Here is a 13,070-nt window from a genome sequence, read left to right on the forward strand (position 1 = left end):
GCCCGTGCACGCGCGAGGGGATCGTGCGCAGGCACGCGGCGGCCGCGTCCCCCGTTCTACTCCGGCACGCGCTCCAGCAGAGCGGCCCGCGAGTGCGCGAGATACGTGCGCAGGTACTCGGTCGCCGCGCCCACCGCGCCGTCGGCGAGGAGGTCGACGAGGACCTGGTGCCGCGCGAGGAAGGGCAGGTGGAAGTCCAGGGGGTCGTCCATGTGCGCGTACGCCAGGCGGAACTCCGCGAGCACCTGGGCGATGAGCGCGTCCAGCCGCGCCGAGCCCGCCAGCGCCACGAGCGCGAGGTGGAACTCGATGCTCGCCGCCGCGACGCCCTGCCAGTCCCGGCGGGAGGCGGCCTCCTCGCCGGAGCCGAGCGCGGCACGCAGGCCGGCGAGCGCATCGCCGGCGCGCTCCGCCTCTCCCGCAGGCACCGCGGACACTGCAGAAGCCACGGAGAGCGCGCCGCACTCCACGACCTCGCGCACCAGGAACAGGTCGCGCACGTCCTCCCGGCGCAGCACCCGCACGAAGAAGCCGCGGCTGAGCTCGTGCACCACGAGCCGCTCGCGCACCAGCAGCTGCAGGCCCTCGCGCAGCGTGCTCCGCGAGACCCCCAGGTCCGCACGCACCTCCTCCTCGGGCAGCTTGGCCCCCGGCTGCACCGTACCGCTGACGATCCGCGCGCGGATCTCGTCAGCCACGCGGCCTGCAGCGCTCCGCCCCGGCATCCCCTCGTCACTCACAGCCCCAACCTAGACGACGAGTCGTCGGGCGGGCAGCGGGGCGACCCACTTCGCGGCTCAGGCGCTGGCCGTCACGACTGCCAAGACACCCGCCTCAGGCACCGGCCGCGAGGCTGACGGCGACCCTCCGGGAGGCCCCGCCGCGGGCCCCGGCCGCGACGCAGCAGGGAGGCACCGGCCTCGCACACGGACTGCCCTTGCAGATCGTCCGACGATCCAGCAGGATGAGTCCCAGGAGACGAGGGAGTCGACACACGGCGTTCGGAGGGACCATGCAGAACAGCTCCAGCCCGCAGGCCGCGGCGTCCGGACTGCGCGTGGGCATCGACATCGGCGGCACGTTCACGGACCTCTCCGTCCTGGACGCGGACGGGATCGTCGCCGTCGGCAAGGTGCTCACCACCCACGGCAGCCCCGCGGCCGGCGTGGTCGACGCCCTCGACCGCGTCCTCGGCTCCCACCGCCTCGACCCCGCCCGCATCGAGTGGCTCGTCCACGGCACCACCCTCGTGACGAACGCCCTCATCGAGCGCCGCGGCGCCCGCACCGCCCTCCTCACCACGGCCGGCTTCCGCGATGTCGTGGAGATGGGCCGCGAGCACCGCTACGACCTCTATGACCTCGAGATCGAGATGCCCGTGCCGCTGGTCCCCCGCAGCCTCCGCATCGGCGTGCCGGAGCGGATCCTCGCCTCGGGAGAGGTCGCCGAACCCCTTGACGAGGAGCACCTTCTGCGCGCGGTCCGCGAGCTGCAGGGGGCGGGCGTCGAGGCCGTCGCCGTCTGCTTCCTGCACGCGCATGTGAACCCGGCCCACGAGCGGCACGCCCGGCGGCTCATCGAGCAGGCCGCACCCGGCCTGCGCGTGGCTCTGTCCAGCGACATCAACCCCGAGGTCCGCGAGTACGAGCGCTTCTCCACCACGCTCGCGAACGTCTACGTGCAGGGCGTCGTCGAGGACTACCTCGCGGAGCTGGAGGCCGGACTCACGCGGCTCGGCGTCCGCGACGCCCCCATGATCATGCTGTCCAACGGGGGCGTCACGGCGATCGAGGTCGCCCAGCGCTTCCCCATCCGCATGCTCGAGTCCGGACCGGCCGGCGGTGCGCTGGGGGCCATCGCCTTCGGCCGGAACACCGGCGACGACGATCTCCTCGCCTTCGACATGGGCGGCACCACCGCCAAGCTCTGCATGATCGAGGACGGCCGCCCGCTGCTCGCGCACACCTTCGAGGTGGGCCGCTCGCACAAACTCAGGCCCGGCTCCGGCCTGCCCGTGCGCGCACCCGTCATCGACATGATCGAGATCGGCGCCGGCGGCGGCTCGATCGCGCGCGTGAACTCGCTCGGCCTCATCACGGTGGGCCCGGACTCGGCGGGCTCGGACCCCGGTCCCGTCTGCTACGGCCAGGGCGGGACCGCGGTCACGGTCACGGACGCCGATCTCCTCCTCGGCCTCCTCGACCCCGGCTCGTTCCTGGGCGGGCGCATGGCACTGGACCGCGAGGCGGCCGCCGAGGCCATTCGCGAACAGATCGCCGAACCCCTCGGTATCTCCGTCGAGGAGGCCGCATGGGGAGTCCACGCCACCGTCAACGCGAACATGGCCGATGCAGCCCGGGTCCACGCCATCGAGCGCGGCCGCGAGCTCGAGCACCTGCCGCTGTTCGTCTCCGGCGGCAACGGGCCCCTCCACGGACCGGGCGTGGCGCAGGCGCTCGGCTCTCCGGCGTTCCTGGCTCCGCCCGCGGCCGGCGTGCTCTCGACTCTGGGATTCCTCTCCGCACCCCCGTCCATCGATGTGGTCCGTTCCCGCTTCTCGCTCGTGGAGCCCGGAATAGAGGAGGCCGCCGAGGCCGCCTTCGCAGAGCTCGAGCGGGAGGCGGGCGCCCTTCTGCTGGCCTCCGGGGTGCTCGAGGCCGAGGTCACCCACCAGCGCTCGGCGGACATGCGGTTCTCCGGGCAGGGGGCGGAGGTCGAGGTGCCCCTGGCCGACGGTGCGCGCCCGACCGCGGAGGCGCTCGAAGCGGCCTTCCGCGCGGTGTACGCGCAGAGGTTCGGCGAGGTCGCGCCCACCGGCGTGGGCATCGAGGTGCTCAACTGGCGCGTGCGCGCTTCCGGCCCGGAGCCGGACCAGCCGCTGCGCTTCGCGGACGCTGCTGGGGAGGGCCTCGCCAGCGCCGCCGGGGAGGGGACAGAAGCCTCCGCCGCGGAGGCCGGTGCGCCAGGGCTCGGCCCCGCAAGCCTCGGCTCCGCAGGGCTCGGTTCCACGGGAAACATAGCCGCCGGGAGCAGGGCCGTCTACCTCGGCCCAGAGACCGGGTTCCGGGACGTGCCCGTATATGCACGCAGGCACCTCGGCAGCGGTTTCGAGGTCAGCGGACCGGCGCTCATCGAGGAGACCGAGTCGACCCTGTTCGTCCCCGTGGGAGCCTCTGCCCGGATGGGCGGGGACCAGACGGTGCGCGTGACGTTCGGGGCATCTCCCTCGCAGGTGGGAGCAGCCGCCTCGCGCGCGGAGAGTGCCTCCGTCGATCCCGTCGTCGTGGGGCTCGTGGCCGGTCGCCTGCACTCGATCCTCGACGAGCAGCAGTCCGCCCTCATCAGCACGGCATTCAGCCCTGTGGTGCGCGAGTCCTATGACCTCGCGTGCGCGGTGTTCGACTCGCGGGGGCGGATGATAGGGCAGTCGACCTCCGGGACGCCCGGCCACATCAACGCCATGGCGACGGGGATGGAGCACATCGCCGCGCGCTTCCCGGCGGAGGAGCTGGCCGACGGCGATGTGCTCATCACCAACGACCCCTGGATGACCGCGGGGCAGATCAACGACCTCACGATCGCGACGCCGTTCTTCCGCGCAGGCCGGCTCGTGGCGTGGTTCGCGAGCTGCTGCCATTCGCCGGACATCGGCGGGCGCATCCTCTCCGCCGAGGCCCGCGAGGTCTACGAGGAGGGTCTGCGGATCCCGATCATGAAGCTGCGCACCGCCGCCGGACCGAACGCCGCACTCGAAGAGCTCATCCGCGCCAATGTGCGCACGCCGGACGAGACGATGGGCGACATCTACGCGCAGATCGCCTCCAACCAGGTGGGCGCGCGCAGCCTGTTCGCGCTCATGGACGAGCACGGGCTGGACGAGATCGACGCAGTGGCCGCGGAGATCATGGACCGCTCGGAGCGCGCGCTGCGGGAGCGGATCGGGCAGCTCGCCGACGGCCGCTACACCGCCGCGATGGAGACGGATGGGTTCGGCGGCGAGCCGCTGCTGCTGGCCGTGACCGTGACGGTCGAGGGCGAGGAGATCGGGATCGACTACGTGGGGTCCTCCCCGCAGTCGCGCTACGGGATCAACGTCGTGCTCAACTACACGCGCGCGTACACCTCGTTCGCGATCAAGGCCGCGCTCGCGCCCGAGGTGCCCCACAACGCCGGCGCGTTCCGCCCGGTCACGACCACGGCGCCCGCCGGGAGCGTGCTCAACTGCCTCGAGCCTGCGCCGGTGGCCTCCCGGCACCTGGTGGGCCACTTCCTGCCGAGCCTCGTGTTCGAGGCGCTCCGGCCCGCCGTGCCGGAGGGACTGCCCGCGGCGAGCGCGGACGCCCTGTGGATGACGGTGTGGCGCGGGCTCGTGGGCGAGGACGCCGAGGCGGGGGCCGGTGGTGCGGCAGGTGACGCAGCCTCGGCGGCAGGCGGGGGCGGCCCGGCGCACTTCACGCTCACGGCCTTCGGCGCCGGAGGCAGCGGCGGCAGGCCGCGCCGAGACGGGCTCACCACCACGGGCTTCCCCACGGGCGTCCGCGCGGCACCCACGGAGGTGCTGGAGACGCTCACGCCCATCGTGCAGGTGGAGCGTGAGCTGCGGCCGGATTCGGCCGGGGCCGGCCTGCACCGCGGAGGCCTGGGACAGCGGATCAGGGTGCGCAGGCGCGGGAAGGGCGCATGGTCCGTCAACGCCAATGTGGACCGGGTGGACTTCCCCGCGCCCGGAGCGCTGGACGGCCGGGACGGAGCGCGCGGCGCGTTCACGGACGCCCTCACGGGCGAGCCGCTGCCGCGCAAGGCGCAGGTGTTCCTCGGCGATGATGCGCGGGTGGCGCTCGACTTCCCGGGAGGCGGCGGCTGGGGCGATCCGCGCGAGCGTCCGGTGGCGGAGGTGCTCGCCGATGTCGTGTCCGGCTACGTCACCGTGGACCGTGCGCGGGAGGAGTACGGCGTCGCACTCCGCTTCACGGGTTCCGACGACGCGCTCGTGCTGACGGAGGAGATGTTCGCCGTCGACGAGGAGGAGACGGCACGGCTGCGGGAACGATGACGGCACCCGTTCACCACGAGGAGGGCCCGCATATTCCGTTTCGCACCACGCCGCGGTGTGGTGCGGAACGGAATATGCGGGCCCTCTCAGATGGGCGCGGCTCACCCCTCCGGGCGGATCGGGATCCACAGCTCGCCCCGGCCGCCGTCGCCGGTCCCGTCGTACTCGACCGAGAGCAGCTGCGGTCCCGGAGCCCAGCTGTAGGGGTTGGCCGGGAACCACTCCGCGGCCGCCGTCGCCCACATCTGCTGCAACGCCTCCGGGAACTCCCCCTCCGCGCTCAGCACGAGCCACTCCGAGGCCGCGACCTCGGCGGTCTCGAACCTCTCCGGCACATCCTGACCGGTCACGACCGCACGCCAGTAGGCGACCTCGGAGCTCTCGCCCGGCCCGCCGTCGAGGTGCTCCGTCACGGCGAGCGAACCCGTCGGCTCCCCGTCAGCGAGGCGTTCGAGCTCGGCCCGGTCCACCAGCGCGATGCCCCGCTCGAACTCCTCGATGGCGGTGTTCGGCCCCAGCGCGACGATCGGCACGCGCGTGCGGAGTCCTGCGAGGCGGAACTCCCCCTTCTTCACGATGCGGTAGTCCACGTGCTCTCTCCCTTCGATGGTCAGTCGGAATCTCAGCCGCGGCTGGGAGCGCAGGACCGTTCCCGGCATGCGCGCCTGCGAGGGAGTGCACCCGTGGACCGAGCGGAACGCCCGGGTGAAGGCCTCGCCCGAGCCGTAGCCGAAGCGCAGACCCGTGTCGAGCACGCCCGCCCCTGCTCGCAGCTCGGCCGCCGCGACGGTCATCCGCCGTCTGCGGATGTACTCGGAGAGGGGGATGCCCGCCAGTGTCGCGAACATCCGGCGGAAGTGGTGCTCCGACACCGCCGCCTGCCGCGCCAGCGCCGCGACGTCGATGCGCTCCGCGAGGTGCGCCTCGATGTGGTCCATCGCTGCGTTCCAGTTCTCCATGCGCCTCTCCCCGGGGTGTCCGTGCCGGTCCGGTGGGCGGCCTGCGGGTCCGCGCCTCGCCGTTCGTTCAGCGCACGGGGCCGACGGCCTCGCCCGCCTGCCGTGCGGGCGCCTGCCTCCCAACCGGTTCCCACGCTACGGGGACCGTGAGCCGCCCGCCTGATGATCCGCGTCCGATGCGGTCATGCCGTTCCGGGGACCGGCGAGAGACGGGCATGGCAGCCGTGTCCGTGGCTCCCGACATAATGGCGGCATGGCAGGTTCGAAGGAGCGCGGCACCGGGCAGGCAGCAGCAGACGCCCGGACCGTCGGGAGCCCCGCGGCGGCAGACGGGGAAGCCCTCGCGGGCTTCTCCCCCGCCACGCGCGCCTGGTTCAACGGCCGGTTCGGGCAGCCCACGCCGGTCCAGGCGGCCACCTGGCGCGCGGTCGCCGGCGGGGAGAACGCCCTGGTCATCGCGCCCACGGGCTCGGGCAAGACCCTCGCAGCCTTCCTGCACGCCCTCGACCGGCTCTCCCAGGAGCGCGCAGAAGCGGCGCAGGAGCCGCAGGAGGCACGCCGGCGGGCGAGCCCGCGGCGCAGGAGCACCGCCGTGAAAGAGGAGGCATCGGCCACCCGCGTCCTCTACATCTCCCCCGTCAAGGCGCTGGCCGCAGACATCCGGAAGAACCTCGACCTCCCGCTGTCCGGGATCGACGCGGAGCGGGCAGCCCGCGGTGAGCCGGCCTCGGGCATCACGGTGGGCATGCGGACCGGGGACACCCCGCCCGCCGAACGCGCCCGGCTCCGGCGCCGGCCTCCGGACATCCTCGTGACGACGCCGGAGTCCCTCTTCCTCATGCTCACCTCACAGGCGCGTGAGACGCTGCGGGACGTCGACACCGTCATCGTCGACGAGGTGCACTCGGTCGCGGGCACCAAGCGCGGTTCGCACCTGGCGCTCTCGCTCGCACGGCTCGATGCGCTGCTCGAGTCCCCCGCCCGGCGCATGGGCCTGTCCGCGACGGTGAGCCCGGAGGAGACCGTCGCGGCCTTCCTCGGCGGCGCTGCGCCCGTCACGGTGGTCCGGCCGCCGGCCGAACGGGTGCCGGACATGCGCATCGTCGTGCCGGTCGAGGACCTCGGCGACATCGCCGGCAGCACTGTGAACACCCCCGCGCTCGGTTCGGACGCCGCCGAACGCTCCGGCTCCGTCTGGCCGCACATCGAGGCCGGCGTCCTCGACCAGGTGCTCGCCCACCGCTCCACCATCGTCTTCGTCAACTCGCGGGGGCTGGCGGAGAAGCTCACCGCCAAGCTCAACGAACTCCACGCGGAGCGGACGGGCGGCACCCATCCCGCCGTCCTCCATTCGGCCACGGGGCCGACGACGGGAAGGTCCGGCGAGGCCGGGGCCGAGGACGCCTCCGCCGGCGAGAGCGGGGCCGGCTCTCCCAGCGGGAGCGCGTTCCCCAGCGGAAGCGCCTCCGCCGTCGGAGACGCCTCCGAAGGCGCGCCTCCGCCGATCATCGCCCGGTCGCACCACGGCTCCGTGTCCAAGGAGCAGCGGCTCCTCGTCGAGCACGAGCTCAAATCCGGCGAGCTGCGCTGCGTGGTCGCCACCTCCAGCCTGGAGCTCGGCATCGACATGGGCGAGGTGGACCTCGTCATCCAGATCGCCGCTCCCCCGGACGTCGCCAGCGGCCTCCAGCGCGTGGGCAGAGCCAACCATCAGGTGGGGGCCACCGCGCACGGCCTCGTATACCCGCGCACGCGCCGCGATCTGCTCGAGGCCGCCGTCATCGTGGAGCGGATGGAGCGCGGCGAGCTCGAACCGCTCGCGCCGCCGCGCAATCCCCTCGACGTCCTCGCCCAGCACACCGTCGCGCACATCTCGATGGCGGAGACCACGGCCGAGGACTGGTTCGACCTCGTCCGCCGCTCCCACCCCTTCCGCGAGCTCGGCCGGGCCTCCTTCGAGTCCGTGCTGCGGATGCTCGCCGGCGGCTGGTCGGCGGAGGAGTTCGCGGGACTGCGCCCGCAGCTGGTGTGGGACAGGGGCACGGGCGCACTCGCCGCCCGGCCGGGCGCGCAGCGGATCGCGACCACCAATGCGGGCACTATCCCCGACCGCGGCACCTATTCCGTCTTGCTGCCCCGGGACGAGGAGGCCGCGGGTGCCCGCCGCGTGGGCGAACTGGACGAGGAGATGGTCCACGAATCCCGGGTGGGCGATATCGTCACCCTGGGCGCGAGCTCCTGGCGGATCCAGGAGATCGGCGCGGACAGGGTGACGGTGGTGCCTGCGCCGGGCAGGTCCGCGCGGCTGCCGTTCTGGCGCGGAGAGGGGCCCGGCCGGCCGCTGGAGCTGGGAGAGGCGATGGGTGCCTTCGTCCGCCGCTTCCAGCAGGAGGAGGAGACCTCCGCCGAGGCGCACCCCGGTCCCGCCGCTCCACCCGGCGCCCGCGAGCCCCGCGTGCAGGCGAACCTCCGCTCCTTCCTCGACGCCCAGCGGCGGAGCACCGGGGTCGTGCCCACGGACACCGAACTCGTGCTCGAGACCTGCCCCGATGAGAACGGCGATCTGCGGCTGGTCCTCCACTCCCCCTACGGCAGGCGCGTACATGCGCCGTGGGCGCTGGCACTCGGCGAACGGCTGCGTGAGGCCTACGGCGGCAGCGCCGCGGTCATCGCCGCCGATGACGGGATCATCGCCCGCATCCCCGCCGAGGAGACCGGACACATCTCCGGTACGGCGCACATCTCCAGTCCCACCCGTCCCTCCGGCACGGCCCACATCCCCGGGCCCGGCGCCTCGGCGAACGCCGTCCGCGGTCCGACGCCCGGCCCCGAGCTCGTCGACTTCGAGCCCGAGCATCTGGTCCAGCGGGTCGAGCGGCTGGTGGGAGGGTCGGCGCTGTTCGCCGCGCGGTTCCGCGAGTGCGCCGCACGCGCCCTCCTGCTGCCGCGTCGGGACCCCGGCAGGCGCAGCCCGCTGTGGCAGCAGAGGCTGCGGGCCGGGCGCCTGCTCGAAGCGGTCGCGGAGTTCCCCGATTTCCCGGTGCTGGTCGAGACCGCGCGCGAATGCCTCCAGGACGTCTACGATCTGCCCGGCCTGCAGGCCCTCATGCGCCGCATCCGCAGCGGGGAGGTGCGCATCACCGCCGTGGAGACCCCGGTGCCGTCCCCCTTCGCCGGCGACCTGCTGTTCGGCTATGTGGGCGAGTTCCTGTACGAGGGCGACAGGCCGCTGGCCGAGCGCAGGGCCTCGGCGCTCAGCCTCGATCCGGCGATGCTCGCCGAGCTCGTGGGCCGGGGCGAGGCCGCTGACCTCCTCGAACCGGGGATCATCGCCGAGGTGGAGGCGGAGCTGCAGCGCACCGCACCCGGCCGCCGCGCTCACGGGAAGGAGGGCGCGGCCGACCTCCTGCGCGCGCTCGGACCGCTGACCGCCGCCGAGGTCGCCGACCGGCTGGAACCGGACGCTGAGGACGGCGAGGGGCACGGGGCCTCGGCGGAGCGGGCTCTCGATGAGCTCGCGGCGGCGGGCCGTGCCGTGCGCGTAGTTGCCGGGGATCGGCACGCCTGGGCCGCAGTCGAGGATGCCGGCCGTCTGCGGGCGGTCCTGGGCGAGGGCGCGGTGCCGGTCGCGGGCGTGCCCCGGGAGTTCCTGGATCCGGGCGCGGACCCCGTGGGCGATCTGCTGCTCCGCTTCGCACGGACGCACGGCAGGTTCACCGCGGAGGAGCTCGCGCGGCGCTGGGGTGTGGGTGCGGCGGTGCTGCACGGCCCGCTGGAACGGCTGAGGAGTGCGGGGGCCCTCATCCCGCTGGCGGAGGCGTGGATGCACGAGGACGTGTTCGCGCGGGTTCGCAGGCGCGGCCTGCAGGCGGCGCGGGAGGCGACCCGGCCTGTCCCCGCGTGCGCCTTCGCCCGGCTGCTCGCGGAGCGGCAGTTCGCGCGCAGGCCGCTGCACGGTGCCGAGGGGCTGCTCCGGGTGGTCGAACAGCTGTCCGGGCTCGCACTGCCGGCCTCGCTGTGGGAGTCGCAGGTGCTGCCGGCACGGATCGAGGACTTCTCCCCGTCCCTGCTCGACGGTCTCATCGCCACCGGCGAGGTCCTCTGGGCGCCCGAGCTCGACGCGACGGGCGACAGTGCGGAGAAGGGCGGACCACAGCGCGGCGGCCCCTCCGGCAGAACGGGGACGGGAGGGAAGGACGGCGCCGATCCGCTCATCGCCCTCCACCTCGCGGAGCTCGCGGGTGAGACGCTGCCGGCGCCTGCCGCGCCTCCGCTCTCCTCCCTGCAGGAATCCGTTCTCTCCGTGCTGGGCGCGGGCGGCGCATGGACGACCGGGGAGATCACGGCGCGCCTCGGGGATGCGCTGCCGGGAGACGACCGTGCGGGAGACGACCGTGCGGGAGCCACCCCGCTTGCAGAGGCGCTGCGGGCTGCGGAGGCGCTGCGGGCGGCGGAGTCACCGCGGGAGGCAGAGCCACTGCGGGCGGCTCTGTGGGACCTTGCCGCGCGCGGACTGGCGGCGAGCGACTCCTTCGCCCCCGTGCGCGGTGCGCTCGAACGGCCGTCTGCGAGTGCCGGCGGCGGGCTGGTGAGACGCAGCGCCTCGCGCAGGAGCGCGTCCGGGCGCAGGAGGGGCGGCAGCGCTCGCTTCGGCTCCTCGTACGGTTCGGCCTATCGGTCGCTTCCGGGCACCGGTGCGGGAGCCCTCGCGGGCCCCGTCGATGATCCGCGCCTGCGGGGACGCTGGTCCCTGGCTCCGGTCGAACCGGTGACGCCCACGGAGCGGGCTCTGGGAACGGCGGAGGCGCTCCTCGATCGCTACGGGGTGGTGACGCGGTCGGCAGCGGTGGCGGAGCACGTGCCCGGCGGGTTCCCCGTGCTGCAGAAGGTGCTCTCCGGGCTGGAGGACGCCGGCCGGGCGGTGCGCGGGAGCTTCGTGGCGGGGCTCGGAGGTGCGCAGTTCGCCGAGCATGCGACGGTGGACCGGCTGCGCGATCTCGCGGAGGCCCCTGACTCTGCGAGCTCCGACGCCGAGGTCCTCGTGCTGTCCGCCGCAGACCCTGCGAACCCCTGGGGCAGCGCTCTGCCGTGGCCGGAGCCCACAGGGGGCGAGCGCAGGCCCTCGCGTGCCGCCGGTGCGCTCATCGCACTGAGGAACGGTGCGCCCATCGCCTGGCTGGCGCGCGGAGGCCGCGTCCTGCTCACGTTCCCGGAGGCCGACGGGGATGCCGGTGCCGGCGTGCCCGCAGAGGAGTGCGCGGGAGCCCTCGTGTCCGCACTGCACCGCTTCCGGCTGGGCGGCTTCACCCTGGAGACGATCGACGGGGCCTCGGCGCTCGGCCACCCGTGGTCCGAGGCGCTCCAGCGCGCGGGGATGTCCATCACACCCCGGGGCCTGCGCTTCTACTCGCACACGCGCTGAAGGCCGTCACCGCCCCTCTCCGCCCGTCTCACCCCCGCTGACATGTGTGTCAAAAATTCATTGACACAACTGTCAAAGCCTCGTTAATGTGAGCCGCACCACGGCAATGACGCCTAGGAGACTCATGAAGTCACTTCTCATGCGAGGCACGGCGGGACTCGCCTGCCTCAGCCTCACCGCCTGCTCCGCGCTCGGCTCCTCGGAGGACCGCCTCAGCGAGCTCGTCGTCGCAATGACCGGCGATGTCTCCTCCTTCGACCCCGCGACGGGCAATTCCGGGAACGACCATGTCTTCCTCTATCCGGTCTTCGACACGCTCATCGGCTTCGACCCGGAGACCACGGAGCCCGTTCCCGGGCTGGCGGAGGAGTGGACCTACGAGGATCCGCGCACCCTCGTCCTCACCCTCCGCGAGGGAGTCACCTTCCACGACGGGACGGAGTTCGACGCCGAGGCGGTGCAGGCGAATCTCGACCGCTCCCGTTCGGAGGGCTCCAATCTGCAGTCGGAGCTCTCCTCCGTCGACACGGTCACGGCAGTGGACGCGCGGACTGTGCGGATCGAGCTCTCGGAACCGGATTCCGCGCTCCCCCTCATCCTCTCCGACCGTGCCGGCATGATGGTCTCCCCCGCCGCGCTGGAGGATCCTGAGACCCTCGCCTCCGCCCCCGTCGGCACCGGCCCGTGGGAGCTGCGCGAGTGGAAGCGAGGCAGCGCCGTCGAGTACACGGCCAATGACGACTACTGGAACGAGGACGTCCACGCCTCTCCCCGGATGACCTACCGCGTGCTCTCGGACCCCAAGACCCGCGTCGACGCCCTCATCACGAACCAGGTGGACATCGCCTACCAGGTGGGAGCGGCAGACGCGGAGAGCCTCGCGCTCAACAACGAGATCACGGTGAATGCGGACCCGAGCATGCGGGTGCGGATGATCTACCTCGACCTGTCCGATGAGCTCATGGCGAAGCGGGAGGTCAGGCAGGCCCTCAACCTGGCCATCGATCGCGAGCAGATGGCTGAGGTGGGGTTCTTCGGCTACGCGGAACCCGCTTCCACGTACCTGCCCGAGTCCCACTGGGCCTCCGTGGAGGCGGAGAGCCAGTACGACTACGACCCCGAACGCGCACGCGAGCTGCTCCGCGAGGCAGGTGCGGAGGGCGCCTCGGTCTCGGTCCTGCTGCCGAATGACGCGAACACCGTGCGGCTGGCGGAGATCATCCGCTACTCCTACGAGGACATCGGGCTCGATGTGACGATGAAGCCGCGGGAGCTGGTGCAGTCCACCACCGAGTACTTCGACGAGAACCGCGAGCACGCGCTGTTCTCCTCCTGGACCGGCCGGCCGGACCCGGCCCAGACGTATGCGCAGCTCCTGGACGAAGCCGGCTACTACAACACCGGAGGCGTCCCGACCCCGGGGCTCCAGGAAGCGGTGGACCGATCGAACGAGAAGACGACCGAGGACACCCGCGCGACCGACCTCAAGGAGGCGGGCCGTCTCACCTTCGAGTTCGCCACCTTCGTCCCGCTGGTCTTCGAGGACACCCTCGTCGCCCACGCCGGGCACGTCCGGGGCTACCAGCCCAACCTGCTGGGCAAGCCCAAGTTCACCGATGTCACCGAAACGAGGTGA

General features: G+C 73.0%; 5 protein-coding genes. 3 read left to right on the plus strand and 2 right to left on the minus strand.

Going from position 1 to position 13,070, the window contains the following annotated elements; all coding sequences use genetic code 11:
- Positions 1-56: 56 nt before the first annotated feature.
- Positions 57-698 (minus strand): GntR family transcriptional regulator, encoded by a 642-nt coding sequence (locus K318_RS22990; protein WP_051298172.1) that lies wholly within the window; start codon positions 696-698, stop codon positions 57-59.
- Positions 699-1,012: 314 nt separating this feature from the next.
- Between K318_RS22990 and K318_RS25320 the strand changes: the two genes are divergently transcribed.
- The gene (locus K318_RS25320) at positions 1,013-5,053 is read left to right on the plus strand and encodes a hydantoinase B/oxoprolinase family protein (RefSeq protein WP_211233353.1); all 4,041 of its coding nucleotides are present in this window, start codon (positions 1,013-1,015) and stop codon (positions 5,051-5,053) included.
- A 101-nt stretch (positions 5,054-5,154) separates the two neighbouring features.
- On the opposite strand, the gene K318_RS0117490 is transcribed toward K318_RS25320, so the two are convergent.
- Positions 5,155-6,012, minus strand: a complete 858-nt coding sequence (locus K318_RS0117490; RefSeq protein ID WP_029090436.1) for an AraC family transcriptional regulator — start codon at positions 6,010-6,012, stop codon at positions 5,155-5,157.
- 253 nt (positions 6,013-6,265) lie between these two features.
- Between K318_RS0117490 and K318_RS23005 the strand changes: the two genes are divergently transcribed.
- Together K318_RS23005 and K318_RS0117500 are read left to right on the plus strand one after the other, a co-directional pair.
- On the plus strand, positions 6,266-11,434 hold the full coding sequence (locus tag K318_RS23005) for a DEAD/DEAH box helicase (RefSeq protein ID WP_051298173.1): 5,169 nt from the start codon (positions 6,266-6,268) through the stop codon (positions 11,432-11,434).
- Between the two features lie 124 nt (positions 11,435-11,558).
- A complete protein-coding gene (locus K318_RS0117500; protein ID WP_029090437.1) occupies positions 11,559-13,070 on the plus strand; it encodes an ABC transporter substrate-binding protein in 1,512 nt (503 codons plus the stop codon).

This window comes from Brevibacterium album DSM 18261 (genome assembly GCF_000426445.1).
Classification (GTDB): Bacteria; Actinomycetota; Actinomycetes; order Actinomycetales; family Brevibacteriaceae; genus Brevibacterium; species Brevibacterium album.